The 23,372-nt window shown below is 56.5% G+C and carries 27 protein-coding genes; 12 read left to right on the forward strand and 15 right to left on the reverse strand.

The window, feature by feature from the left end:
• Positions 1-341 precede the first annotated feature (341 nt).
• Entirely contained in the window at positions 342-755 is a 414-nt protein-coding gene (locus ABJI08_RS09400) for a GFA family protein (RefSeq protein ID WP_348401573.1), read from the reverse strand.
• A gap of 100 nt (positions 756-855) precedes the next feature.
• Here ABJI08_RS09400 and ABJI08_RS09405 point away from each other — a divergent pair, with 100 nt between their 5' ends.
• Positions 856-1,500 (forward strand): N-acetyltransferase, encoded by a 645-nt coding sequence (locus tag ABJI08_RS09405; RefSeq protein WP_348401574.1) that lies wholly within the window; start codon positions 856-858, stop codon positions 1,498-1,500.
• A gap of 69 nt (positions 1,501-1,569) precedes the next feature.
• Here the strand turns inward: ABJI08_RS09405 and ABJI08_RS09410 are convergent, their stop codons facing one another.
• Positions 1,570-2,448: a hypothetical protein gene (locus ABJI08_RS09410; RefSeq protein WP_348401575.1), complete on the reverse strand. Its 879-nt coding sequence runs from the start codon at positions 2,446-2,448 to the stop codon at positions 1,570-1,572.
• A gap of 487 nt (positions 2,449-2,935) precedes the next feature.
• Between ABJI08_RS09410 and rsgA the strand changes: the two genes are divergently transcribed.
• The 3 genes from rsgA to ABJI08_RS09425 all read left to right on the forward strand — a co-directional run bounded on the left by rsgA (position 2,936) and on the right by ABJI08_RS09425 (position 5,338).
• Positions 2,936-4,015 carry a ribosome small subunit-dependent GTPase A gene (gene rsgA, locus ABJI08_RS09415; protein WP_348401576.1) on the forward strand — a complete coding sequence of 360 codons (1,080 nt, stop codon included), beginning with the start codon at positions 2,936-2,938 and terminating at the stop codon, positions 4,013-4,015.
• Between the two features lie 89 nt (positions 4,016-4,104).
• On the forward strand, positions 4,105-4,266 hold the full coding sequence (locus ABJI08_RS09420; RefSeq protein WP_348401577.1) for a hypothetical protein: 162 nt from the start codon (positions 4,105-4,107) through the stop codon (positions 4,264-4,266).
• 118 nt (positions 4,267-4,384) lie between these two features.
• On the forward strand, positions 4,385-5,338 hold the full coding sequence (locus ABJI08_RS09425) for a DMT family transporter (RefSeq protein WP_348401578.1): 954 nt from the start codon (positions 4,385-4,387) through the stop codon (positions 5,336-5,338).
• Positions 5,339-5,342: 4 nt separating this feature from the next.
• Here ABJI08_RS09425 and ABJI08_RS09430 read toward each other — a convergent pair whose 3' ends face one another.
• Entirely contained in the window at positions 5,343-5,798 is a 456-nt protein-coding gene (locus tag ABJI08_RS09430) for an NUDIX hydrolase (protein WP_348401579.1), read from the reverse strand.
• 57 nt (positions 5,799-5,855) lie between these two features.
• Here ABJI08_RS09430 and ABJI08_RS09435 point away from each other — a divergent pair, with 57 nt between their 5' ends.
• Positions 5,856-6,638, forward strand: coding sequence for an alpha/beta fold hydrolase (locus ABJI08_RS09435; RefSeq protein ID WP_348401580.1), 783 nt, complete (start codon positions 5,856-5,858; stop codon positions 6,636-6,638).
• The gene (locus ABJI08_RS09440) at positions 6,639-7,109 is read left to right on the forward strand and encodes a GNAT family N-acetyltransferase (RefSeq protein WP_348401581.1); all 471 of its coding nucleotides are present in this window, start codon (positions 6,639-6,641) and stop codon (positions 7,107-7,109) included.
• A gap of 11 nt (positions 7,110-7,120) precedes the next feature.
• Here ABJI08_RS09440 and ABJI08_RS09445 read toward each other — a convergent pair whose 3' ends face one another.
• The 4 genes from ABJI08_RS09445 to ABJI08_RS09460 all read right to left on the reverse strand — a co-directional run bounded on the left by ABJI08_RS09445 (position 7,121) and on the right by ABJI08_RS09460 (position 9,745).
• On the reverse strand, positions 7,121-8,200 hold the full coding sequence (locus ABJI08_RS09445) for a 5-(carboxyamino)imidazole ribonucleotide synthase (protein WP_348401582.1): 1,080 nt from the start codon (positions 8,198-8,200) through the stop codon (positions 7,121-7,123).
• A complete protein-coding gene (locus ABJI08_RS09450; protein WP_348401583.1) occupies positions 8,197-9,000 on the reverse strand; it encodes an NAD(P)-binding domain-containing protein in 804 nt (267 codons plus the stop codon). The genes ABJI08_RS09445 and ABJI08_RS09450 overlap by 4 nt, the downstream gene beginning before the upstream one ends.
• Positions 8,952-9,440 (reverse strand): 5-(carboxyamino)imidazole ribonucleotide mutase, encoded by a 489-nt coding sequence (purE, locus tag ABJI08_RS09455; protein ID WP_348401584.1) that lies wholly within the window; start codon positions 9,438-9,440, stop codon positions 8,952-8,954. Before purE ends, ABJI08_RS09450 begins: the two co-directional genes overlap by 49 nt.
• An 80-nt stretch (positions 9,441-9,520) precedes the next feature.
• Positions 9,521-9,745: a YdcH family protein gene (locus ABJI08_RS09460; protein ID WP_348401585.1), complete on the reverse strand. Its 225-nt coding sequence runs from the start codon at positions 9,743-9,745 to the stop codon at positions 9,521-9,523.
• A 209-nt stretch (positions 9,746-9,954) separates the two neighbouring features.
• Between ABJI08_RS09460 and ABJI08_RS09465 the strand changes: the two genes are divergently transcribed.
• From ABJI08_RS09465 to ABJI08_RS09475, 3 genes are all read left to right on the forward strand, one after another.
• Positions 9,955-10,368 (forward strand): Hsp20 family protein, encoded by a 414-nt coding sequence (locus ABJI08_RS09465; RefSeq protein ID WP_348401586.1) that lies wholly within the window; start codon positions 9,955-9,957, stop codon positions 10,366-10,368.
• A gap of 3 nt (positions 10,369-10,371) precedes the next feature.
• Positions 10,372-10,599 carry a DUF1150 family protein gene (locus ABJI08_RS09470; protein ID WP_348401587.1) on the forward strand — a complete coding sequence of 76 codons (228 nt, stop codon included), beginning with the start codon at positions 10,372-10,374 and terminating at the stop codon, positions 10,597-10,599.
• Between the two features lie 330 nt (positions 10,600-10,929).
• Positions 10,930-12,597 carry an FkbM family methyltransferase gene (locus ABJI08_RS09475; protein WP_348401588.1) on the forward strand — a complete coding sequence of 556 codons (1,668 nt, stop codon included), beginning with the start codon at positions 10,930-10,932 and terminating at the stop codon, positions 12,595-12,597.
• 223 nt (positions 12,598-12,820) lie between these two features.
• On the opposite strand, the gene ABJI08_RS09480 is transcribed toward ABJI08_RS09475, so the two are convergent.
• From ABJI08_RS09480 to trxB, 4 genes are all read right to left on the reverse strand, one after another.
• On the reverse strand, positions 12,821-13,168 hold the full coding sequence (locus ABJI08_RS09480; RefSeq protein ID WP_348401589.1) for a hypothetical protein: 348 nt from the start codon (positions 13,166-13,168) through the stop codon (positions 12,821-12,823).
• 146 nt (positions 13,169-13,314) lie between these two features.
• A complete protein-coding gene (locus ABJI08_RS09485) occupies positions 13,315-15,390 on the reverse strand; it encodes a bifunctional sulfate adenylyltransferase/adenylylsulfate kinase (protein ID WP_348401590.1) in 2,076 nt (691 codons plus the stop codon).
• Between the two features lie 117 nt (positions 15,391-15,507).
• Complete coding sequence (locus tag ABJI08_RS09490; RefSeq protein WP_348401591.1) at positions 15,508-17,196, reverse strand: adenylate/guanylate cyclase domain-containing protein; 1,689 nt, start codon at positions 17,194-17,196, stop codon at positions 15,508-15,510.
• A gap of 103 nt (positions 17,197-17,299) precedes the next feature.
• Positions 17,300-18,241, reverse strand: coding sequence for a thioredoxin-disulfide reductase (trxB, locus tag ABJI08_RS09495; RefSeq protein WP_348401592.1), 942 nt, complete (start codon positions 18,239-18,241; stop codon positions 17,300-17,302).
• 215 nt (positions 18,242-18,456) lie between these two features.
• On the opposite strand from trxB, the gene ABJI08_RS09500 reads away from it, so the two are divergent.
• A complete protein-coding gene (locus tag ABJI08_RS09500) occupies positions 18,457-18,957 on the forward strand; it encodes an Lrp/AsnC family transcriptional regulator (RefSeq protein WP_348401840.1) in 501 nt (166 codons plus the stop codon).
• Positions 18,958-19,072: 115 nt separating this feature from the next.
• On the opposite strand, the gene ABJI08_RS09505 is transcribed toward ABJI08_RS09500, so the two are convergent.
• The 4 genes from ABJI08_RS09505 to ABJI08_RS09520 all read right to left on the reverse strand — a co-directional run bounded on the left by ABJI08_RS09505 (position 19,073) and on the right by ABJI08_RS09520 (position 21,783).
• On the reverse strand, positions 19,073-20,002 hold the full coding sequence (locus ABJI08_RS09505) for a sterol desaturase family protein (protein WP_348401593.1): 930 nt from the start codon (positions 20,000-20,002) through the stop codon (positions 19,073-19,075).
• Positions 19,999-20,388, reverse strand: a complete 390-nt coding sequence (locus ABJI08_RS09510; RefSeq protein ID WP_348401594.1) for a hypothetical protein — start codon at positions 20,386-20,388, stop codon at positions 19,999-20,001. The genes ABJI08_RS09505 and ABJI08_RS09510 overlap by 4 nt, the downstream gene beginning before the upstream one ends.
• A 111-nt stretch (positions 20,389-20,499) precedes the next feature.
• Positions 20,500-21,129 carry a hypothetical protein gene (locus ABJI08_RS09515; RefSeq protein WP_348401595.1) on the reverse strand — a complete coding sequence of 210 codons (630 nt, stop codon included), beginning with the start codon at positions 21,127-21,129 and terminating at the stop codon, positions 20,500-20,502.
• A gap of 30 nt (positions 21,130-21,159) precedes the next feature.
• Positions 21,160-21,783 (reverse strand): TlpA disulfide reductase family protein, encoded by a 624-nt coding sequence (locus ABJI08_RS09520; protein ID WP_348401596.1) that lies wholly within the window; start codon positions 21,781-21,783, stop codon positions 21,160-21,162.
• Positions 21,784-21,804: 21 nt separating this feature from the next.
• On the opposite strand from ABJI08_RS09520, the gene argH reads away from it, so the two are divergent.
• Positions 21,805-23,196, forward strand: coding sequence for an argininosuccinate lyase (gene argH / locus ABJI08_RS09525; protein ID WP_348401597.1), 1,392 nt, complete (start codon positions 21,805-21,807; stop codon positions 23,194-23,196).
• The gene (locus ABJI08_RS09530) at positions 23,193-23,339 is read left to right on the forward strand and encodes a hypothetical protein (RefSeq protein WP_348401598.1); all 147 of its coding nucleotides are present in this window, start codon (positions 23,193-23,195) and stop codon (positions 23,337-23,339) included. Before argH ends, ABJI08_RS09530 begins: the two co-directional genes overlap by 4 nt.
• The last annotated feature ends 33 nt before the right edge of the window (positions 23,340-23,372 follow it).

Here is a 23,372-nt window from a genome sequence, read left to right on the forward strand (position 1 = left end):
GCGTCGAATGACACTCAAAAATCCCATGTCGATCACTCCAAATCTCCCTGAACAAAAACGTCAGGGCCATGTGTTCACATGGGTCAATTCTCAGTGACAATTTGGGGGGCTACCGGGTCAGTTCTCAATGACATTCAACAATAACGCATCTGATTTGGTTGGCTTGCGTATTGTCACGATCGACAGATGCCGGAATCCAAATGAAGGTCAATACACTTGCTTTGGCAAAAAATTGGTATCGTTGCAGGCTCTATTGCCAGTCTTTCTTGCTCGTTAAATCAAGCTTGGGCGACCGCTTTTTCAACATGCTGTTTGCTCATGGCGTTCCTTCGGCATCAAACTTAAACGGCGGGGTTTTTGTCAAACGTTGCTGTTCCATTCGTTTTTGCCATCCATTCGAGACGGGATTGCGTCCAACACTCGAACTTTGGGACAAGCAAGCCGCGTTGCCGGATCGTGCCCACACGAAGGTTGTATGCCTCTGGTTTTTCCTCTGTGCCGCAAGAATACAGCCCAGAGCCACAATCTGAGCAAAACGCCTGAACGCGGGGATTACCACTATCGCCAACCTTCACGTAATGCTTGGGCGTACCTTCCAAAATCTTAAAACCTTCGGACGGCGCGATGGCAATTGTACGAAATGCTGAAGCTGAAAGAGCCTGACAATCGGCGCAATGGCATATCCCAACTTTGGCCAAATCGAGTTCTGCTTGGTAGGTAATTGCGCCGCAGTGACAAGCCCCGTCGATCTTCAATGTACCGTTCCTCCGATATGACCCTAAGATCATTCTGACGTAATGCATTGCAGTTGTCACTTAACTCTCGTAGCCCAGTTTGTTGAAATACCGATCACTTGTGAAGGTACGCGTGCCTGTAGATCCTACAATCCCGGTATGGGCGACTCTCTTTTTGGTGGCTGTGGTGTCGACTTTATTGTCCTTAGCGGATGTATTAGCCTTTTCGCAGGAAACCAGAGAGTTGCCGAATTTTATGCAAGAAAAACAACTCAAAATCAGAGATGAAGTGCCGGATGATGCGCAGGCTATTTTTGATCTAACGGCCGCAGCGTTTGAGCCAAAAGCGTATAGCGACGGGACAGAGGCCCCCATCATCAATCAGTTGCGAATAGATGGCGATCTGACGACTTCGCTGGTCGCGGTGGCTGATGGCGAGGTTGTCGGTCATGTTGCGTTTTCGCCGGTCACGATCTCTGGAAGCAGCGATGGTTGGTATGGATTAGGCCCTGTTTCTGTGCGCACTGATCTTCAAAGGACCGGTATTGGCAGCAAGATAATTCGCAAAGGTCTTTCGCGATTGGAAGCCAACGGCGCGGCGGGATGCGCCCTGATTGGTGATCCTGATTATTATGGAAGATTTGGTTTCAAAAGCGATGGTCGTCTTCACTACGAAGAGTTGCCCGACAGGTTGGTGCAATGGCTTGCCTTTGGCGATGAAGACGCCGAAGGGGTTTTGGAGTTCTGTGCGGCGTTCCAAAGTTAGGAAAAGGTTCGGTGTGGGCGCGAACTTACGCTGTGGGTATGGCCTTCGGAGGATGCCAGAGTTGCGGCGTCAGCCAGCGTCGCCTTTGTTGGAAAATGTGGTGGGGAGATGGCGGGGGCAATTTGTGTGGCACCCGAGCGAAAAGCAGGGTGTGGCGTTGGTTTCCAACCCGGATTGATCAAGCGGTTTGTTGCTTTTGCGGATGACGTCTTCCAGAGTTTCCCTGCTCACTCTGGACTTGAATTTGATGCCCGCATAACACGCGTTTCGCCAGACCATTTTGCCTCTGACCTTGTGGCCACAAAAATAGAGGTCGGCCCATTTTTGTTCGATGACTTTCTCAGAAGCTTCGATTTTCATCCCGCCCTGCGCCATGTCAACGATATGGGTGACGGTGCACTGGTCGCCATACACGATCAGCATGGATGTGCGGCACATTTTTCGGGCTTCGCGGCGGCGGCATTTGAAAAAAATCCCGGTCACGAGGCCCATCAGGGCGACGATTATGGCGAGCCAGAAGACCGAGTTTGACATGGCGGATTTAACAGCGGTCACAAGGCGCGGCTTTGTCGCTGCGCTGGTGGCGGATCGTGTGGGTCCGGGTGGCAATGTGGCCACGTCTGCGCATCCAAAAATACGCGTCACCTGATCCAGCGTCTGCATGTGGTGCGAGAGGTGTTGGTACAGGCGTGCGCCGACGGCCGAGTTTCCTTGTACCGGCTCTGTGATCTCGGTCTTAATCGTGTTGGTCAGGCCGGAGATGTCGTGGTTGATGCGCTGTAGGGTCGGTGTTGCGTTGAGGGTTTCGACGGCACCAAGTTGCGACGTGAGCGTTGCAAGCTTGGAGATTGTTTCTGGCGCATTTGAGATTGTTCGGGTTGGGGTGGCTTGCTGATAGGTGTGTTTCAGGGCGAGCGTGGTTTTGCAGATGTCATTTGCGCCGGCCATAGCCGGGTGGGCCGCCAGCAAGCCCAAGCAGGAGAGGAGCCCGCAGAAAGCCTTGAGGGGTTGTTGAATATTCATGCTGTTCAATGATTTACGCGAAGATTGGTAAGATAAAGTGAACAGGCACAGGCACGCCGCATCTTAAGCGTCAATTTGGATATTCAGCGGCCGCTCAATTCCCTCAGATCTCGCGGTCAAGTGCCCGGTACGAGGTAGATACCTTAGCCTGGCATGCCTCCCGGGAGCTGTAGCCTGCACAGGTATCCCCCCGCTGGAATTGACAAATATCTGTTGCGCGCATATCTCATAGGGGTGGAACAATGGAGATTTTATGGCCCGTTGAGGTTGAGAGGCAAGGCGCCTCTCGTTGCAAATCACAGACTTGAAAAGAGCTGCGCGCGCGTGGACAATAGGGTTGTGTTTGCATCCGATACTCTGAATTTCTGAGGCCCGGGCATGACCTGAGGCCGGACCATGAAGGTACTCTATAATGACACGGGACTATTCCCAGTTTTTGCCGCTTGGCGGTCAGACACCCCCGCCTGAGGCTCAGGCATCTTTGCTTTCACGCCTTGGTTGGCAGCCATTTTTCAGCCGACAAACTGATCCTGGTACGTTGGGCGCCACGCCTCCGGCGCGCGTGACCGAAGTGCATCGCACCGGGTTGCGAGTGCGCGGCGACGGGTTTGACGACGTCATCCCTGCCGGGCCGGATGCCACGGTGGGGGACTGGTTCTTGTTTGATCACGAAACCCCGGCGCAAAGTGTTTTGCTGGAACGCAAGAGTCTGTTCAAACGCCGCGCCGCGGGACATGACCGGCGGGTGCAGCTGATTGCGGCCAATATTGATACGGCTTTTGTCGTGTCGTCGTGCAATGCCGATTTCAATATCGCGCGCATGGAACGCTATATTGCGCTGGCCTTTGAGGCGGACGTGACACCAGTGATTTTGCTGACCAAGGCGGATTTATGCGATGATCCGGACAGCTATGTTCAACAGGCGATGAGCATTTCTGACCGTGTGGTTGTGTTGGCTTTGAACGCGCTGAGCACTGAGCCGGTGGCGAAGCTGGCGGATTGGTGCAAGCCCGGGCAGACGGTGGCGTTTCTGGGCAGTTCGGGTGTGGGTAAGTCGACGCTGGTGAATGCGTTGTTTGCTGAAGAGCGCGCAGAGACGGCGGACATTCGCGAGGATGACGCCAAGGGTCGCCATACGACAACTTCGCGCCAGATGCATTTCACCCGCGACGGGGTGGCCGTGCTGGATACGCCGGGCATGCGAGAGCTGCAGTTAACGGATGTCGAAGACGGCATCGCGGATTTGTTTTCGGATGTGACCGAGCTGGCCGCGACGTGCAAATTCAACGATTGCGCGCATGAAACCGAACCGGGATGTGCGGTTTCAGCGGCCGTCAAAGCGGGCGAGTTGGACCCGGCACGTTTGGCGCGCTGGCGCAAGCTGGCAGCCGAGGACCGGTTCAATTCGGCGTCCTTGTCCGAACGACGGTCTAAGGACAAGACGTTTGGCAAAATGGTCCGAACGATCGTGAAAAACAGAAAGAAACGCTGAAAGCCGAAGAATTTGGTTTTTGAGTGATCCGGTTTTGTGCATGGCGCGTACTCTTTGAAAGCTGAATAAAGCTGACAGGGGGAACGGCCATGCAGAAGGTTTTACCAATCAACGAACGCTTTGTAATGCTGGCGTTGGGGCTGTTGTTGCCCTTGGCGCTTGCATCAAAAGTGCACGCAGAGGCGGGCGTACCGGACGTGCAAGCCTTGGTCAGCCAGCCCGCAGAGTTGGGTAGTCATACGTTTAACTGACATTGATTTACGACGTCTTTGATTTTGGTGGCGGGGGGCTGCTTCCAATTTTTGACTGTGCCGGGATGCAACCCGGTGGAAACATTGATGCAGGCGCGTTGTTGGCGCTTTCGGCGGGATGAACGATCCTGACCTGCATTTTGAAAGTCGTGGTGATGGGCCTGGTCCCCACATTGCCACGTCAGACACGCAGGATGTAACCGGTCTTGCCCTCGGGCATCCTGCGTGTCACCTAATGTTTATGCGTATGTTTTTCCTGAGCTTACTGACAATGATCGCCTTTGGGGCCAATTCCGTTCTGAACCGGGCGGCGGTGGGCGAGTTTGGCATGGACCCGGTTGCGTTTGGTGCCATTCGTTTGGGTGCTGGTGCGGCTGTCTTGACTGTTCTGGTTATGGCGCAGGGTAGGGGGTTTGCTTTGGGCGGCGCGGGACGGATTGTCGGTGTCGCCGGACTGTTGATCTATATCTTCGGTTTTTCGCTGGCCTATCTGACGCTGGATGCTGGATTGGGCGCGTTGATCCTGTTCGGTGTGGTGCAAGTCACAATGTTCGGTGGGGCCGTTCTGGCGCGCGAAGAGGTTCCGACCTCTCGCTGGGCGGGGGCTGGATTGGGGCTGGCCGGGTTGGTCTGGCTGCTATGGCCGGGTGGCGCGTTTGATGTTTCGATAATGCATGCCGGAATGATGATTGCGGCCGGGCTGGGCTGGGGTGTCTATTCCCTGCAAGGACGACGGGAAACCGACGCGACTCAGGCAACCGCGATGAATTTTCTTTTAGCGGCCCCAATTGCGGTGGTTTTGGCGCTAGTCTTTGCCGGATCGGACAGCTTGGCAACGGGGGGAATTGCCCTGGCGGTGGTGTCTGGTGGGATCACCTCGGGGCTGGGCTATGCCTTGTGGTATCGCATCCTGCCCATTTTGGGTGCGAGCCGTGGAGCGGTAGCACAGCTGAGCGTGCCGGTGATCGCGCTGGGCGGAGGTATCGCGTTTTTGGGTGAACCTGTGACGCTTCGGTTTGTCGGAGCTGCGGTTTTGGTTATTGCCGGCGTGCTGGTGTCGATGCGGCGCTAGGCTATCAGCGCACCGGGTTTGGTTTCACAATCGGTTCGAGCGGATCGTATAGGATCGTGTCAGACCAAGCCGCATCAACAAGGCTGTCTGGTTTAAAGGACAGTGTCTTCATTTCCGCACGGGTGGCAAAACGGCGTTGGCTGACGATGTTTTCCGGGTCTTGCCAGCCATCCGTCAGAGTGCCCGCGATGATACGACAGCGAAAATAGATATCGACCTGATGAAATGTCCCGTCAGGATCATGAAATTCATTGATCAGACAGGGTGCACCAACCGCAATCGTCAAACCGGTTTCCTCGTAAACCTCGCGTTTGAGATTGTCTGGCAGTGATGCGCCCCGCTCAACACCTCCGCCGGGCGCGCACCACAGATCGCTTTGACCTGCCGGATAGGCATTGACCAGCAACAGCCGGTTGTCTTGCAAAATCAGGGCGCGGGCGGCGAGACGTGGCGTCGGCATGGTGGTTCCGTTGTGTTTTGGCTTTTGTAATCGGGCCTGATTGCCTATCTCAAAGGAATGAAATGGATTTGTACAGCTTTCGCGGTTTTTATCGCGTGTATTCCGGCGCTGGCGCGCGCTGATTGTGTTGTTTTGCTGCACGGGCTGGCGCGCTCAGAAAACTCCTTTGTGCTGATGGAGGCCGCGTTAGAGCGGTATGGGTTTAAAGTGGTGCGCCCGGGATATCCGTCGACACGCAAGGAAATCGCCACGCTGGCGCAGGAGACACTGCCCGGGGCGGTCAAACAATGCCGGGACGAAGAGTTGCATTTCGTAACGCATTCCATGGGTGGCATTCTGTTGCGATTGTGGCTGCTGGACCATCGGCCCGAAAATCTGGGTCGTGTGGTGATGTTGGGGCCCCCTAACAAGGGGTCAGAGCTTGTTGATGTGTTGGGGGAACTGGAACCGTTTGACTGGATCAATGGCCCGGCGGGGGCGCAGCTGGGCACGGATGGGTTACCAGGTGAGCTGCCTGCGGTGAATTTCGAATTGGGCGTGATTGCGGGGAACCGGTCATTGAACGCGCTGTATTCAGCGCTGATCGCGGGGCCGGATGACGGTAAAGTGTCGGTTGCAAGTACACGCGTGGCGGGGATGAAAGAACATCTGGTGCTGCCGGTGACGCATACATTTATGATGAACAACCCAATTGTGATTGAGCAGGTGCGTCTGTTTCTGGAGACAGGCGCCTTTGACCCGGACCTGGAATGGGGAGAGGCGGCGACGTCGCTCAAAGAGCTTGGATTGTCACGCGATGAGGCATGCGAGCAGGAACCTTGTCAGGACGGTGGGCGCTGAATGCACGATATTGCGTTCGTCCCGCTCGGCGATGTCGACCCGGAAGAGATATTGCGACACATGGCAGATCCGCGTGTGGCGGAACACTTGCCTTTACTGACCGGGGCGTTCGACCGGGCGATGCTGGCACAGTTTCTGGAGGCAAAGGCCGCCTGCTGGTCGCGTGACGGGTTGGGACATTGGGCGATCCTGAACCACGGCGTTTATGTCGGGTGGGGCGGGTTTCAGCGCGAAGGCGACGATTGGGATTTTGGTCTGGTTCTGAAACCGGAGCGCTTTGGACTAGGGGCTGCGATCACCCGCAAAGCGCTGAAATTTGCCAGAGATCACAAGGATATCGACCAGGTTACTTTTCTTTTGGCGCCGTCGCGACGGTCACTGCGCGCGCTTGATCGCCTTGGCGCGACATTCGACGGTCGGGTCGAACATGGCGCAGAGACATTCCTGAAATACCGGTTGAAAACGTCCTGAAATGCGTGGCCTTAGCTGGTTTTGCGACGGATGAGATTGACGTGGCCCATTTTGCGGCCCGGCTTGGTTTCCGCCTTGCCATAAAGATGCAGCGCGGTTTCGCCCTGGCCCATCAGGCCCGGCACTCTGTCCATATCTTCGCCAATCAGGTTTTCCATAACCACATCAGCGTGCCGTTGACCGTCGCCCAGCGGCAGACCGGTGATGGCGCGGATATGTTGCTCAAACTGATCCACCGCACAGCCATTCTGGGTCCAGTGGCCGGAATTGTGCACGCGCGGGGCAATCTCGTTCACGATCAGACCGTCTTTGGTCACAAACAGCTCGACCCCCATGACGCCAACATAGGTCAGCGCATTCAGGATTTGAGCGGCCAGAAAGACGGCGTCCATGCGTTGCGACGCGTTCAGCGCGGCGGGCACGGTGGTGGTGCGCAGAATGCCATCGGTGTGCACATTTTCGCCGGGGTCAAAACAGGCAACATCGCCGTGCAATCCACGCGCAGCAATCACCGAGACTTCGCGGGAGAATTCAACAAACCCTTCAAGGATCGCAGGGGCACCAGCCATATCAGACAGCGCATCGGTCGCTGCGTCAGGCGTCATGACCCGGGCCTGTCCTTTGCCATCATAGCCAAAGCGGCGGGTTTTCAGGATGCCCGGTGCGCCCACAGACGCCATGGCGGCGCCCATATCGGCCTGCGTTTCAACGGCTGCATACGGCGCGGTTTTGAGACCCAGATCACGGAGGAATTTCTTTTCAACCAAACGGTCCTGTGACACGCGCAGCGCCTCGCGGCCCGGGTGGATCGGGCGCAGCTCTTCGAGGATGTCGAGCGCTTGCGTGGGGATGTTTTCGAATTCGTATGTGATGATGTCGACAGAGGCCGCAAAGGTCTTGAGCGCGGACGTATCGTCGTAGTTTGCCGTGGTCACCTGATCCGCGACATGGCCCGCAGGGGGATTGGCGCCGGGTTCAAAGATGTGAGTCTTGTAGCCCAGCCGCGATGCCGCAACCGAGAGCATGCGGCCCAGTTGGCCGCCGCCCAGAATACCGATGGTGCTGCCGAGGGGAAGGTGCGAGTGGGTCATGATGATGGGTCCAACCGTTTGCCGATGGCGTTCAGCGCGCTGTGAAGCGCGTCATGAGCGCCCTGTGTCCGGAGAGTTTGCGTCATTTGAAGGCTGATCGTGCCGTCGGTGGCCAGCGCATCGCGTTCCCGCGCCAATGCGCCGTGATCGCGGTCCATAGCCGACAGAAAGCCCGAAACCAGCTGCGTGGTGAAAAAGTCTGCCGCGGCAGGGTCTTGTGTGTGATCGCCCAGCCAATTGGCTCCGGTTTGCATCATGTCCAGCAGGCCGGGCACCATGGCGCAGATCGCGAAATGCGCGTTCAGGGCCGTTTCGGAGGCGACCGGGACCACCGGGTTTTCCGGTGCAAACAGCGCCTCAAGCACCGTCGTATTCCCAAAGGCTGCCAAGGGACAACCGCCGATTTCCAGAAATCCCAGCGGAATGGTTTGCACGAAATCTGAGGCCGGGGCGCAAAGTGTGGCAAGCGTATCGGACGCAATTCCGGCCATGACTGAGACGATTTTGTGATCTGCACGGAAGGTCAGAGAAGGCAGTACGTCGTTGATCTGGTGGGGGCGCAGGCAAAGAAAAATGATGTCGCTGCCGTCCAGAACAATCTGGGTATCGGCCACGATGGCGCCGTGATCTGCGGCAAGAGCGGAAGAAACGGCCTGGGAACGGCGGGTGACACGAATTTCGTGGCCGCGGGCCGCGAGAAAGCGGACCATCGGCGCGGCTATGTGGCCGGTACCGATGAAACCGATCCGGCTCATCCCTCGGGGGCTTCGGGGATCGAGGCAGAAAGGGCGGCGCGCCATGCGTCCAGTCGGGTGGCGAGCGCCGGGTCTTGCAGGGCAAGGATACCAGCGGCCATCAGACCTGCATTTGAGGCCCCGGCTGCGCCGATGGCCATGGTGGCCACGGGAAAGCCCTTGGGCATCTGCACGATAGAATAAAGGCTGTCGACGCCCGAGAGCGCGCGGGTCTGAACCGGCACACCCACCACAGGCACACGGGTTTTTGAGGCCATCATGCCAGGCAGATGCGCAGCACCTCCAGCGCCTGCGATAATGACCTGCAGGCCACGATCAGCGGCCTCTTTGCCATAGCTCCACAAACGATCCGGCGTGCGATGCGCCGAGACAATCTTTTTCTCATATGAGATGCCAATCTCGTCCAGAATCTCTGCTGCGAGTTTCATTGTGGGCCAGTCTGACTGGCTGCCCATAATGATGCCAACCTGTGGTGTTTCCGTCATTTTCGCCTCTGCCAGATCGTGAAGCCCGGTTTATAGAGCATTGCCCGGTTTGCGCAATGCGACGCTGGTGTAAACAGTGCTCAGGCGATGATGTCGGGGGTCAGACGGTCTTCGATCAGGGCAATGATGTCCTTGAGGCGCAGTTTCTGCTTTTTCAGGCGTCGAATCGTCAGCTGATCACCGGTGCCCCGATCAACCAACGCATGAATCGCCTCATCAAGGTCGCGGTGTTCGCGTTTGAACACTTCTAATTCGACCGTAAGCACATCGTCGGTTTTCATCGCCAGGTCGGTTGGAGCGTTCATGGACGGAATTTCCCTAGGTATTGCAGGGTCATAGAATAGCGATTCGTGCGCGTGGTGCAAAGGTTTTGGCAGCGTTAACCTCAGGTTTTGCGGAAGTTCCCCAAAACGCTTGCCTCTTGCCATTATGGGGCGGGGCTCCCATATTTATCGGGAACGGGTCGCCGGTACGGGGCCCGCAATGGACTGTCGCTTAGGCTAAGGACGTGTCGATGACAAAACTAACACTGGGCTCGCACCCCCACATGCTGGGGTTCGAACAATTGGAACGGCTTTTGGAGCGCACCGCGAAGACGGGCAACGAAGGCTATCCCCCTTTCAATATTGAACAGACATCGGATTATTCGTACCGGATCACGCTGGCCGTGGCCGGGTTTCGCGAAGAAGATCTGAGCATCACGGTCGAAGATCGCCAATTGGTGATCCGCGGGCGGCAAACCGACGAGCAGGACACAAGGGTGTTCTTGCATCGCGGCATTGCTGCACGTCAGTTCCAACGCTCGTTTGTGTTGGCAGACGGCGTCGAAGTGGGCGAGGCCAGCATGGAAAATGGCCTGCTGCATGTCGATTTAAGCCGCACGGTTCCCGAAACCGTGGTGCAGACAATTCAGATCAGAAAGGGGTGAGCCATGTATAGCAAATTTGATTTTGGCACAGAGGATGGTCAGCGCATCGTTTATGTGCGTGAGGTATCGGTCTCTGACCTGCCTGAGGACGTTCAGCAACAGGTTGACGGGGCAGAAACGCTTTATGCCGTGCACAGCGCGGACGGAGAGCGGCTGGCGTTGGTGAAAGAGCGCAATCTGGCTTTTGCGCTGGCGCGGCAGAATGATTACGACCCGGTCACTGTGCACTAAGCAATATACGCGGGTCGAAACTGAGGAACGCACTGACTTTTGACGTGATGCAGCGGAATGTCTGTATCCTGTAAGACGGCCGCGCAATTTGGGTCCAAAAAACGCTAGGCTTTTTGGACCCAAACCAGACTGTTGAACAGTCTAAGCAAATATCGGTATTGCGGACGAAGTTGACTTTCGCTGCAACCTTCACGAAGATCGGCAATAGGCTGCGAAGCCGACCTTGCGAGGGTTGTTTCAAGGCCCGGAGTACGTTTGAGTGTCGCCGACTGTTTGCCCATGTTAGCGTAGGACCGTGCGACCAAGTGCGAATGAGGATGACTGACTGGGATGACTGAAGATCTTTTTGATGAGAGACTGCTGCCTGGGAGTATCGAACCTGGTTCCCGTGGCATCGTTTTCGCATCGACCGGGAGACTCTATACCGATCTTGCGAGGCGGGCAGCACGCACTGTCCGAATCGCAATGCCCGATGCAATAATTGATCTCTTCACTGACCAGAAAACGGATGATCCTGTTTTTGACGAGATCCACGAGATTTTCGGGACAGGACACCGACCAAAGATCGAAGCCATCCGAAAGACGCGGTTCGAACGGACGATTGTTCTGGACGCGGATGTCGTCGTTCTTGCGGATATTTCCGAAATGTTCGAGGTCTTGGACCGCTTTGATATGGCTGGAGTCTTGGCCGGAAACAGAGGACGACTAATGACGCCGCGGGACGGCCAGACCCCGACTTGTCTGAACCCGGTCAACACGGGCGTTTTGGCGGTTAAAGCTTCACCCAAAGTACAGGCATTCGCGCGCGCCTGGGAACTCGAGATGAATTCCCAGAACGCGCTGATGGATCAACCAGCATTTCGGAGATTGTTATACCAGAGTGATCTTGATTTCGTGGCTCTTGGGCCTGCTTACAATTGCATCTGGTTGGATCTTCTAGACATCTGGAAATTCAACATGGGCGCGCCACGAATACTCCATGTCCGAGCTTTGCATGACGATCACCCTGGTGACCCAGAAAAACCTTTCGATCTGGTCGAGGTAATTGGCGAGCAGAGAGCCCGGCATGTCGAAAAGCTTTTGGCGGCGGATTGGATGTTGGGTGGCGATACGAAGCAAACAGAAAAAGGGGCACCGAACGACATTCGGATAGAGCGATTGAGAGCGCTAGAAGGACCTGGCGAAAAGCTGCCAAAGTCACACAAAACAGATCGGCAACCCATTCAGGGTCAAGCTCCGAATGGTCCGAGCAACAAAGGACCCGGAAACCAACTGAAGCGTCTTCGCCGAGAACTGAACTACGCGATATCGCAGATCTACAACGCCGCAATAATTGCCCTTGCATATCAAGGGCGTCCAATTCGGATATGTGTTATTGGCGCAAACGATGGGAAATATGGGGATCCGCTTTACAAGTTGGTTCGACACAAACTCCGTTCCTGCACGGAAATCACGTTGTTTGAGCCTCAAGAATACCTGATACCGTTCTTGGAAGCGAACTACAGCTTCCATCCTTCTCACCGTATTGTACCGGCAGCCGTCGGCCCGGAAGATACCCTTACTCTGCACGCAATTCGCCCGGAACATTGGAAACGTTTCACCCCCACTTATTCCTCCGACTGGCCATCGTATCGGGCACCTACCGGGGTGACATCCACCGACCGCAATTGTGTCCTTCGGTGGGTGAAAAAGCACCTGCCAGACGAATGCGATCCAGAAAACCTTGTCACCGAACTGACCGTTCCGTCCAAGCGGTTGACAGGGTTCCTCGAATGTCTTGGAAAAGAACCGGTTGTCGATGTCCTTCAAGTCGATGCTGAAGGGTTCGATGATGAAGTGATTTATGCTTGCGATATTGATCTGACCGAACCGAAGATCATCCGGTTCGAACATAGCCATCTTCCTGAAGAAAGACTTGCTCGACTGAAGAAACACCTGTCCAAGCAATACGATCTGATTGAATCCAAAATGGATGTAGTCGGAATTAGACGTCCTTGAAGCCGGACTCGCGCGGTAGGCGCCGATGGGAAAAAAAGACACCCAAGTAAACGACTCGGATTTCGGCAAGGTCGGCAAAGCTGGCGCGAACTTGGTCAGACCTGACAGGTAGTTTGGGCTCAAAACGGAAATTCGCGGCGTTTTGCCGGAACGTCCGATTTTTTGGTGTCTGGGACAGGTGGTGACACGATGATCAAAGTCATCTGACCTTCTACAAGCAGGGTCAGTCGAGTGTCACGGCATATGTCTCGTCTGACCAGCCATCCACGATACAGCGCGACCGGATGAAGACGGTTGTGGCCGATGCGGGCACTGCGACTCCGCTGAGGGATCGCGTGAAAGGTTGTTCGTGTTCGTGCGGATGTGTCAGCACGCGCAAGCCCAGAACGTTGCCATCCGCGTCTTCCACACGCCATCCATCGGCATAATGGTCCCATCCAGTGTCGGGGTGGGATAGGGTCACGTCAAATCGCCAGTTTGTACCGGAACCGGAAGCTTTGGCGGCTTCGATCATGGGTGGGTCGGCGAGGGCCGGTTGGGCGGCCAGGAGAAGAACACTTAAAATACGCATGGTCTCAGAATACCCAGGTGCAATATTTTTCCAATGGGAATAACGGACACGATTTCGTGCATGTTTGCATTGGCCGCGCGGTCCTAAGCGGACAAAAAAAGGCCGAAGCGGATGCTCCGGCCTTTCTCTAAAACTGTGATGTCAGATCAACCTTTGATCAGACCCATGCTTTCCAGTTTCAGGATCACCTGATGGGCACAGTTGTCCACATCGGCACCTTCTGTTTCAACGCTCAGCTCAGGATTTGCAGGTACGTCATAGGGGTCTGAAATACCTGTGAATTCCTTGATCTTGCCTTCGCGGGCCAGCTTGTAGAGGCCTTTGCGGTCACGACGTTCGCATTCGTCGATCGACGTGGCGACGTGCACTTCGATAAAGGCACCGAATTGTTCGATGTCTTCCCGCACGGCGCGACGTGTGGTTGCATAGGGTGCAATTGGTGCACAGATTGCAATGCCGCCGTTTTTCGTGATTTCCGACGCGACATAGCCGATGCGACGGATGTTCAGATCGCGGTGCTCTTTGCTGAAGCCCAGCTCGGAGGACAGGTTCTTACGAACGATGTCACCATCCAGCAGCGTCACAGGGCGACCGCCCATTTCCATCAGCTTGACCATCAGCGCGTTGGCGATGGTGGATTTGCCAGAGCCGGAGAAGCCGGTGAAGAATACAGTGAAACCCTGATCGGCACGCGGTGGTTTGGTGCGACGCAGTTCTTTCACAACTTCGGGGAAAGAGAACCATTCAGGGATCTCAAGGCCTTCGGCCAGACGACGGCGCAGTTCTGTGCCCGAGATGTTCAGAATAGTGACGTTGTCACGATCTGCGATTTCATCATTGGGTTCGTACTGAGCGCGTTCCTGCACATAAACCATGTGTTTGAAATCAACCATTTCACAGCCGATTTCGGATTGGTTTTCGCGATACAGATCCTGTGCGTCATAGGGGCCGTAGAAATCTTCACCAGCCGAGTTTTTGCCGGGGCCGGCGTGGTCGCGGCCAACGATGAAGTGGGTGCAGCCGTGGTTGGCGCGGATCAGACCGTGCCAGACAGCTTCGCGAGGACCGGCCATACGCATTGCCAGATTGAGCAAGCTCATCGAGGTGGTCGCGGCAGGGTATTTGTCCAACACTGCTTCGTAGCAGCGCACGCGGGTAAAGTGATCCACGTCGCCCGGTTTGGTCATGCCCACGATGGGGTGAATCAACAGGTTGGCCTGCGCTTCTTTAGCGGCGCGGAAGGTCAGTTCCTGATGCGCGCGGTGCAGCGGGTTGCGGGTTTGGAACGCAACCACTTTGCGCCAGCCAAGCTTGCGGAAATACGAGCGCAGTTCGTTAGGCGTGTCACGACGTGCACGGAAATCGTAGTGCACGGGCTGTTGGATTCCAACAATCGGGCCGCCCAGATAGATTTTACCAGCCTGGTTGTGCAGGTAGTTGACGGCAGGGTGTGCATCGTCGTCGGCACCAAAAACTTTTTCGGCTTCACGTGCCTTGTTGGGTTCCCAGCGGTCGGTCACGGTCATGGTGGCGAGGATCACGCCTTCCTGATCGCGCAGAGCGATGTCCTGACCGATTTCAACGCTGTCGGCAAATTTTTCGGACACGTCCAGCGTGATCGGCATAGGCCATAATTGACCGTCGGCCAAACGCATGTTTTCGACAACACCGTTATAGTCTTCTTCGGTCAGGAAGCCTTTGAGCGGGTTGAAGCCACCGTTCATCAGCAGTTCCAGATCACAAATCTGACGTGGGGACATATCGTGGCTGGTCAGGTCAGCTGCTTCGACCTTGAGTTTCTGAGCGCTCTCGTATGAGACGTAGAGCTCGGGGATGGGAGCCAAGTTGTTTTGCATAGGATGGGTCCTGTGTTTTTGAGGTGGCAAGCCGCTTGCGGTGCCTGTGAGTTCCGCGTGCAACGCGTTGTATTCTGCGAATTTGCGGGCGAGGAATTGATCCGTGAGGCGCACTTTTTCGGTGGCACCACGTGAGGTTAGCGAATAGGCAAAGCGTTGTCGTTTGTCTGGTCCCGACCGATCACTGATCGCGATCAGGCCAAGCTCGGTTGCCGTGCGCAATTGAGCATTCAGATGCCCAAGGGAAATACCCAGTGCGCCTGCCGTTGTCCGTTGAGACGCGCCAGGTGTCGTATCAAGCTGACGCAAGAGACGAAAAAGCAGGTCTTCCTCTTCAGGATTGGTATTTGCAATTGGCAGTGGCATAAAACGACTCAAAGTGTGTTCACGTGTGAACGCATGCCATCAAAAGCATGCAGAGGGAAGCGTTATTTGATCCCATTGGCCGTTTCTTGCGCACGTTGCATTGCTGCAACGCAGAATTCAGGAGCCAGTCGATTGGTTTTGTAAAAGCTTCATAACCGTACTGGCCTGTCGCACAGACAGGGCGTCAACGGGATGGGACACACCTCGGAGTGTGAGGGAGACCAGATCGTAGTTTTGCGACGTAAAACCGGCTGCATCCAGAAGGCTTGCCGAAACCAGCAATTCAACGCCCAAGGTCTTGGTCTCGCTTTCGAGGCGGCTGGCGGTGTTTACAGTGTCACCGATAATGGTACGCGGTGCGTTTTCGGCGGCGCCAATTTCACCAATCACAAGATCGCCTAGGTGCAAACCAACGCCGATGGCCACAGGCTGAGCGCCCTCGGCTTTGAGCGCCTGATTGAAAATCTTGACGGACGACCCGATACCCGCCGCAGCTTTTAGGGCGGCGGTCGCTGACGCGTGCTCATCTTCCAGTTCGAACAAAGCCAAGAGGCCATCGCCCAGATATTTGTCTATGGTGCCGCCAGCGCCGGTGATTGAGGGCACAATGGCATCAAAGAACCGGTTCAGCAGAAACACCACGTCATAGGGCAATTGCCCCGTGGTGCGGGCGGTAAAGCCGCGCATGTCCAGAAACAGGATTGCAAGGCTTCGCTCTTGGCCAAGGCTTTGATGGGCGCGGGCGCGGCGCCCGTCGGGGCGAAAGACTCGCAAGACTGTTGCCGGATCGGTCGGGCGCATCTGACAGGCGAGACGCGCATTGGGCGGCGCGTTGACAGCGCTAAGGCTGGCGAGTTCCTGAGCAGAGGGAGGGTCGAGAGTTTCCGCCCCGTTTTCGACCACGACCCGACAGGTGGTGCAACGCCCGCGTCCTCCACAAAGCGCCATATGCGGTACCCCGGCAGCGCGCGACATTTCCAGCAGGGTCATGCCCCGCTGGCCGCTGATTTCGGGTCCATCGACATATTGAATGCGTAGCGATTTGCGACTGCCCAACACTTTGCGTCCAAAGTAAACCGCCGCTGTCATGGCAAGCAACGCCAGTACAATCGCAAGTCCGGTACGTGTCACGTCGGCCAGTTGGGAGAAAATGTCGGGCGTGGGAAAATTGTATTCCTGCAGCAGCGCCGGACCTTCGGGCGAGTCAAACAGGCGGGCGTGTTGCAGCCTTCCTTGCACCAGAAATCCCGCCAGCGCAAAGGCTGGGATCAGTGTGGCCAGCGAAATCATCGGCGGGATCAGACGCCGCCATGCGGGTAAAACCCGCAGCCAGTAATGCAATCCGATACAACCGTGCACCCAGACCACCAGCACAAGCGTTGCCTGTTGCCAGCCGCTGCGGCTGTCCCAGATCAGGCCGGCGATATAGCCCATTTCCGCTTCCACATCAAAAGCAGACGAAGCGACCCGTGTGTGCACGAAATGCACCATCAGCAAAAGCGGGATCAGAATACCAAGCAGGATTTGCAGCGCTTCTGGTCCCGGCATCCGCAAGGTGCGTCGCATGGCGAGACGATAGAGCGCCAGCCCCAGATGCGTGAGCAGTGCGCCATAGAGCAACACCGTGCCGACACGCGTTTCGGTTACCTCTTCCAGCAATTCCTGGGCCTGGTGCATCAGCTCAAGCGAGAACAGGCCCATGCCGACATTGAGCAAATGCCACAGCACGTAAATGAACAGCACAAGGCCCGAAACGATCCGGGCCTTGGTTCTCCAGTTTCCCTGCCACAATGCGCTGCTGGCCATCTGGTTCTCCGTCCGCGTGAAGACCAAGGTGCCGCGTGGGCAGGATCGGGTCAAGGCGCGATCTGATCGCGATCCGCGTCAGGCACGCACTGAGCGCGTCGGGTTATTCCTGTTCGGCGATAAAGCGTTCGGCATCAAGTGCCGCCATACAGCCCATACCGGCAGAGGTCACAGCCTGACGATAGATATGATCGGTCAGATCACCGGCAGCGAAAACGCCGGGGATCGACGTGCGGGCGGACCCGGCTTCGACCTGAACATACCCGCCATTATGCAGTTCAAGCTGATCTTTGACCAATTCGCTGGCTGGGGCATGACCGATGGCGATAAATACGCCCGCACAGGGAATTTCGCTGATCTCGTCGGTTTTGACGTTGCGGACCTTGATCCCTGTGACGCCCTTGGGATTGTCGTCTCCGACCACCTCTTCGAGCGTGTTAAACCACAGCGTTTCGATTTTTTCGTGCTTGAACAGGCGGTCCTGCAGGATTTTTTCTGCGCGCAGTTCATCGCGCCGGTGGATCAGCGTCACTTTGGACGCGAAATTGGTGAGGAACAGGGCCTCTTCCACGGCGGTGTTGCCGCCGCCGACAACCACAATTTCCTGACCACGATAGAAAAAGCCGTCACATGTGGCGCAAGCTGATACACCAAAGCCTTTGAAGGCCTCTTCGCTGTCCAGTCCAAGCCATTTTGCACGAGCGCCTGTGGCCAGAATTACCGCATCCGCAGTGTAAAGCGTCCCGCTGTCACCCTTGGCTTTGAAGGGGCGCTCGGAAAGATCCAGATCGGTGATGATGTCGCCGATGATTTCACAGCCCATTGCGGCGGCGTGTTCCTGCATTTTGACCATCAGGTCGGGGCCCTGAACTTCGGTAAAGCCGGGATAGTTTTCCACGTCGGTGGTTGTGGTCAACTGGCCCCCGGGTTCGATCCCCTGCACCAGAATGGGCTCCAGCATGGCGCGGCTGGCATAGACGCCTGCGGTATAGCCTGCAGGTCCCGACCCGATGATCAGGACCTTTGTGTGTTTGGTGTCGGCCATGGGGGCCCCTTTCGTGATTTTCATGCGGTCTTTGGCTAGGGGATATAGTCGCACCAAGCGGTCAGGAAAACCCCATGACACAGGCGCGTGACTTTGGCGGCCTTCTTGCGGAAATTTTCGAAGATGTAAAAGGATGTTGCTCGGATGCGAAATATTATTGCGCACAATCGGGGCGGTGTTATAAGAACTGCAAAATTCATGGAGTTACTGATCATATGCCCGGTGCCCGGCTTGATCCCATCGATCGCAAAATACTTGCCGAATTGCAGGCCGATGGCCGCATGACCAATGTTGAACTTGCCAAAAGGGTTGGAATCTCTGCGCCGCCCTGTCTGCGCCGGGTGCGCACATTGGAGGATGCCGGATATATTCGTGGCTATCATGCCGACGTGGATGCGCGCGAGTTAGGGTTCGAAGTGCAGGTGTATGCTATGGTTGGGCTGGTCAGTCAGGCCGAGGCTGACCTGAGCACGTTTGAAGACCGTTGCCGTGGATGGTCGTTGGTGCGCGAGTGTCACATGCTGAACGGCGAAGTGGATTTTATCCTGAAATGCGTGGCACCCGATCTGAGCACGTTCCAGACGTTTTTGACCGAGGAACTGCTCAGGGCGGATAATGTGGCGAGCGTGAAGACTTCGCTGGTGATCCGTGGCGCCAAGGATGACCCGGGTGTGCCGTTTGATATTCTCGAAGAACGCCTGACCCGCGACGCCTGACCTGACTTAAGTTCGCCGGACCCATCAACCGATCAGGCTCAGCTTTTGCTGAGCCATGCCCAAACCGCGCTGTGGCGCAGCTTGCTGCGTCTCAGACGGGCGGGAGCGCCACCGGTCAGGAAAACCCCGGTGTGCCCTTGTCTTTTGGATGCCGCTTCAGATGTGAGGCCTTGATTTGATCCGAGGTCTGACGGCTTTGATCATGGCTCCAACCCGGAGGCGCGACGGCATAGAGCAGGCGTTGGCGTAGGGTCAGGTCGGGTTGGCGCATATCGCGTAATATCCCGGCCCACTCATGAAACGCCACGCGCAGCGGGTTGAACGTGCCTAGATTGTGCACCAGACCGTAGTCGACCTTTTCGCTGGCCTGTTCGGGTACAAATGTTCCAAACAGCTTGTCCCAGATGATGAACACCCCGGCGTAATTGCAATCCAGATAGCGCGCATTGCGCCCGTGATGCACGCGGTGGTGGCTGGGCGTGTTCATGATCGCCTCAAACCAGCGGGGCAGGCGGTGGATGGCTTCAGTGTGAATCCAGAACTGATAAATCAGGTTCAATCCGCCACAAAACAGAACCATGGCCGGGTGAAACCCCAGCAACACCAGCGGCGCCCGCACAATCATCATAAAGGTAAATGTCCCGGTCCATGTCTGGCGCAGGGCTGTGGTCAGGTTGTAATGCTGGCTTGAGTGATGATTGACATGGCTGGCCCAAACCCAACGAATGCGATGGCCAAATCGGTGCACCCAGTAATATCGCAGATCATCCAGCACAAAGCACAGCGCAACAATGCCCCAAGAGGTGCCAAGGTCGAGCGGCGTGATCTGCCAGAGCGCCATAAAGAATCCCCAGGCGATAAACCCTAAAAGGATACCCGAGGCGACATTGCCCGCACCCATGATCAGCGATGTCAGCGCGTCGCGGGTTTCATAGCGACCGCCGCGCCGTTTGATCACGATCCATGCCAGCTCAATCAGGATCGCAGCAATGAAAAACGGCACGGCGTAGGTCACAACATCCGGGTAGGTCAGCGTTTCGCTCATTTAGGCCTCATCTGTGTCAGCCAGTGTTGGCGGTCTGTCCCGGGCAGAGTGATATCGGTGCGCGGCGTGCCGATGTCGTTGAATTCAACCCGCAGCCCGGTTTCCGTTTCGCACGTCGTACAGCCCGAAACCGGACGGGCGACTGTGTCTGCGCCGTGGCTCCAGGCCAGTCCGGGGCCTTGATCGGTCATGATCAACGCTGTCATGCGATCGGGGGACAGGATGATCCGGGTTGGCTGTCGATCCGGAATTTCGCGCAGCCAGGCTGTGCGCGCGGCTTCTTCATTTTCAAATTGAAAGCGGCGCGACAATCCAAGGCGATGCAGGATCACTGTAATGCCCGCAATTCCGCCGACCACCAGAACCAGTAATATTTCAAGCGGCAAACCGATCTCCTCCCGGATAATATGAAACCGTGCAGGTGATCTGTTTGTCAAAGGTGGCGTGGGGTCAGCCTGCGCCAGTGGTTGCGCAGGTGGTTGTGGCGGGGCTGATGATCAGCGCGCCCAGTGCACCACTGTGCAGGTCGCCATACCATAATTGGACACGGCGTCACGCAGATGATCCGGCGTTTTCTTGAGCAGCTTACGGGTGGCTTTCTCGCAGCGCTTGAGAGCCTCACGTTCGGCCCAATCGCGGGTGGCTTCGGCCCAGGAATACCCGGATGCGCCGTTATCCGCGATGGCAAAGGCGCCGTGCCGGTTATCGTCGCCCTGAACGCGCAAATATTCCCGAAATTCCGGGGTTGCTGCACGCGACAGGGTCAGTCCGCCCTGGTTTGGGTCGTACCGTTTGGGCAGCATGCGCGCATAAAGTGCACATTCCGTCGGTGATTGCGATTTCAATTCGCAGGATATGCGTGCAAACCGTTCGGCTGCCTGAATGTTCGAAGCATTCCAGAAAGACCCCGACACTTTGTCGGTCGGATTGAAATAGAACGCACCATAGTAGTCGGCTTTGCGACGGAACGTGCGGAATTCACTGCGCGCGTCGCCCCTGAGCTTGAGCGTCGATACCTCGCGCAGACGTGACCGCTTGTTTTCAAGGTTCACATCCTGAGCCAATCCGGCCGTACCAAAACAAATCGTGGCGATCCCCAGAAGCGCCACAACAAAACGAGTGTTCATATTCCGTCTTCCACAACACCACGTCGCAGATTATTGCGCCGCAGTTTTTCTTATTATTGCCGATATAATAGCATGCGCATTTTCGCTGGACCAGTCAGCATCACCTTGAAGTCGCGCGATTTCCCTTCCGTCACGGTCAATTACAATGGTCGCCGGAAGGCCCAGAACCGCCATGTCGCGGGCCACGATCTGTTTCGGATCGCGGTGCAGGGGCAGGTTGGTCACGTTGATTTCGGTGAAAAACTTCTTCATGGCGGGCACCATATTGCGCCCGGTTGCAAGCGTAACGACTTCAAAGTCGTCGCCCCCCAGTTCGGACTGCAGTTCCGACAGCATCGGCATTTCATGACGGCATGGCGCGCACCAAGTGGCCCAGAAATTCAGTAATACGACTTTGCCGCGATATTGCTCAAGCGTGGCTTCACCGCCGTCCTCGGTTGTGAATGTTTTGTCAGAGATGTCGCGGGGTTCTGAATGGAAGTTCAGTTTGCGCATATCACCGGTGCGCATTTCGGATATTTCGGCAGTGTCCAGAGGCGCCCCGGCGGTGGCCGGGTTCTGGAGCGCAACAAAGGCGACAGCTGCAATTGCGATTGCCGCCAGCCCCGTATAAACCATGCCCGGATTAATTCGCGCTGACCCGTTCAGTTTCATATTCCCTCCGAAGGGCAGATCATGACCAAAGATACCTCGAACCAAATGTGGGGCGGCCGCTTTGCCGCCGGACCGGATGCGATCATGGAGGCAATCAATGCCTCGATCGGGTTCGACCAACGGATGGCGGCACAGGATATTGCCGGTTCAAGAGCCCACGCGGCGATGCTCGCGCATGCAGGCATCCTGACAGATAACGATGCAGAGGCCATTCGGGAAGGGTTGCTCACGGTCTTGTCAGAGATTGAAACAGGCTCATTTGAGTTTTCCACAGCGCTGGAAGACATCCACATGAATGTGGAGGCGCGTCTGAAGGATATGATCGGCGAACCCGCCGGGCGTTTGCACACAGGGCGCAGCCGCAATGATCAGGTGGCGACCGACTTTAAACTATGGGTACGCGATCAGATGGACGCCGCCATGGGCGGCATTGATGCGCTGATCCGCGCGTTGTTGGCACAGGCCGAGGCGGGCGCCGATTGGGTGATGCCGGGCTTTACCCATTTGCAAACGGCGCAGCCGGTGACGTGGGGTCATCACATGATGGCCTATGTCGAAATGTTTGGCCGGGACCGGTCGCGCTTTGAAGATGCCCGCCGCCGCATGAACGAATCGCCGTTGGGTGCCGCTGCCCTGGCCGGAACATCCTTTCCCATTGATCGCCAGATGACGGCTGAGGCGTTGGGCTTTGACCGGCCCGCGGCGAACTCGCTGGACGCAGTCAGTGACCGGGATTTTGCGCTGGAATTTCTGGCGGCTTCGTCGATTTGTGCGATGCATCTGAGCCGTTTTGCCGAAGAACTGGTGATCTGGTCCTCAGCGCAGTTTCGGTTTGTGACGTTGTCGGATCGGTTCTCGACCGGATCATCGATCATGCCACAGAAAAAGAACCCGGATGCTGCCGAGCTGATCCGTGCCAAGATTGGCCGGATTTTTGGCGCCAACACGGCGTTGCTGATGGTGATGAAGGGGCTGCCGCTGGCCTATTCCAAGGACATGCAGGAAGACAAGGAACAGGTGTTTGACGCCGCTGACAACCTGATGCTGGCGTTGGCGGCGATGGAAGGCATGGTCAAGGATATGACGGCCAACCGCGACAGCCTTGAGGCGGCGGCAGGCAGCGGGTTTTCGACCGCGACCGATCTGGCCGACTGGTTGGTGCGGACGCTAAACATGCCGTTCCGCGACGCGCACCATGTGACCGGATCGCTGGTCGCGTTGGCCGAAGAGCGCGGGTGTGATTTACCGGATTTGACGCTGGCAGATATGCAGGGCGTGCACGCGGCCATTACGCAAGACGTGTTTGACGTGCTGGGTGTGCATAATTCTGTGGCTTCGAGGCTGTCGTATGGTGGCACGGCGCCCAAGCGCGTGCGCGAACAAGTGGCGCGTTGGAAAGGGATGATGGAATGAGAATTCTGGGCCTTATCGGCGTGGTGACATTGCTTGCAGCCTGTGAGCCGACGCCGAATTATAACCGCGAGACACCGCCCGAACCAACCTCGGGTGTGACCATTTCAGGCGAAGCGCGCACAGGCGTGGTTTACGGCGGGTGAACCGCAATATTCCGCCCGTTGGTTTTGCAAATA

This window comes from Shimia sp. (assembly GCF_039969785.1).
Lineage (GTDB): Bacteria > Pseudomonadota > Alphaproteobacteria > Rhodobacterales > Rhodobacteraceae > Shimia.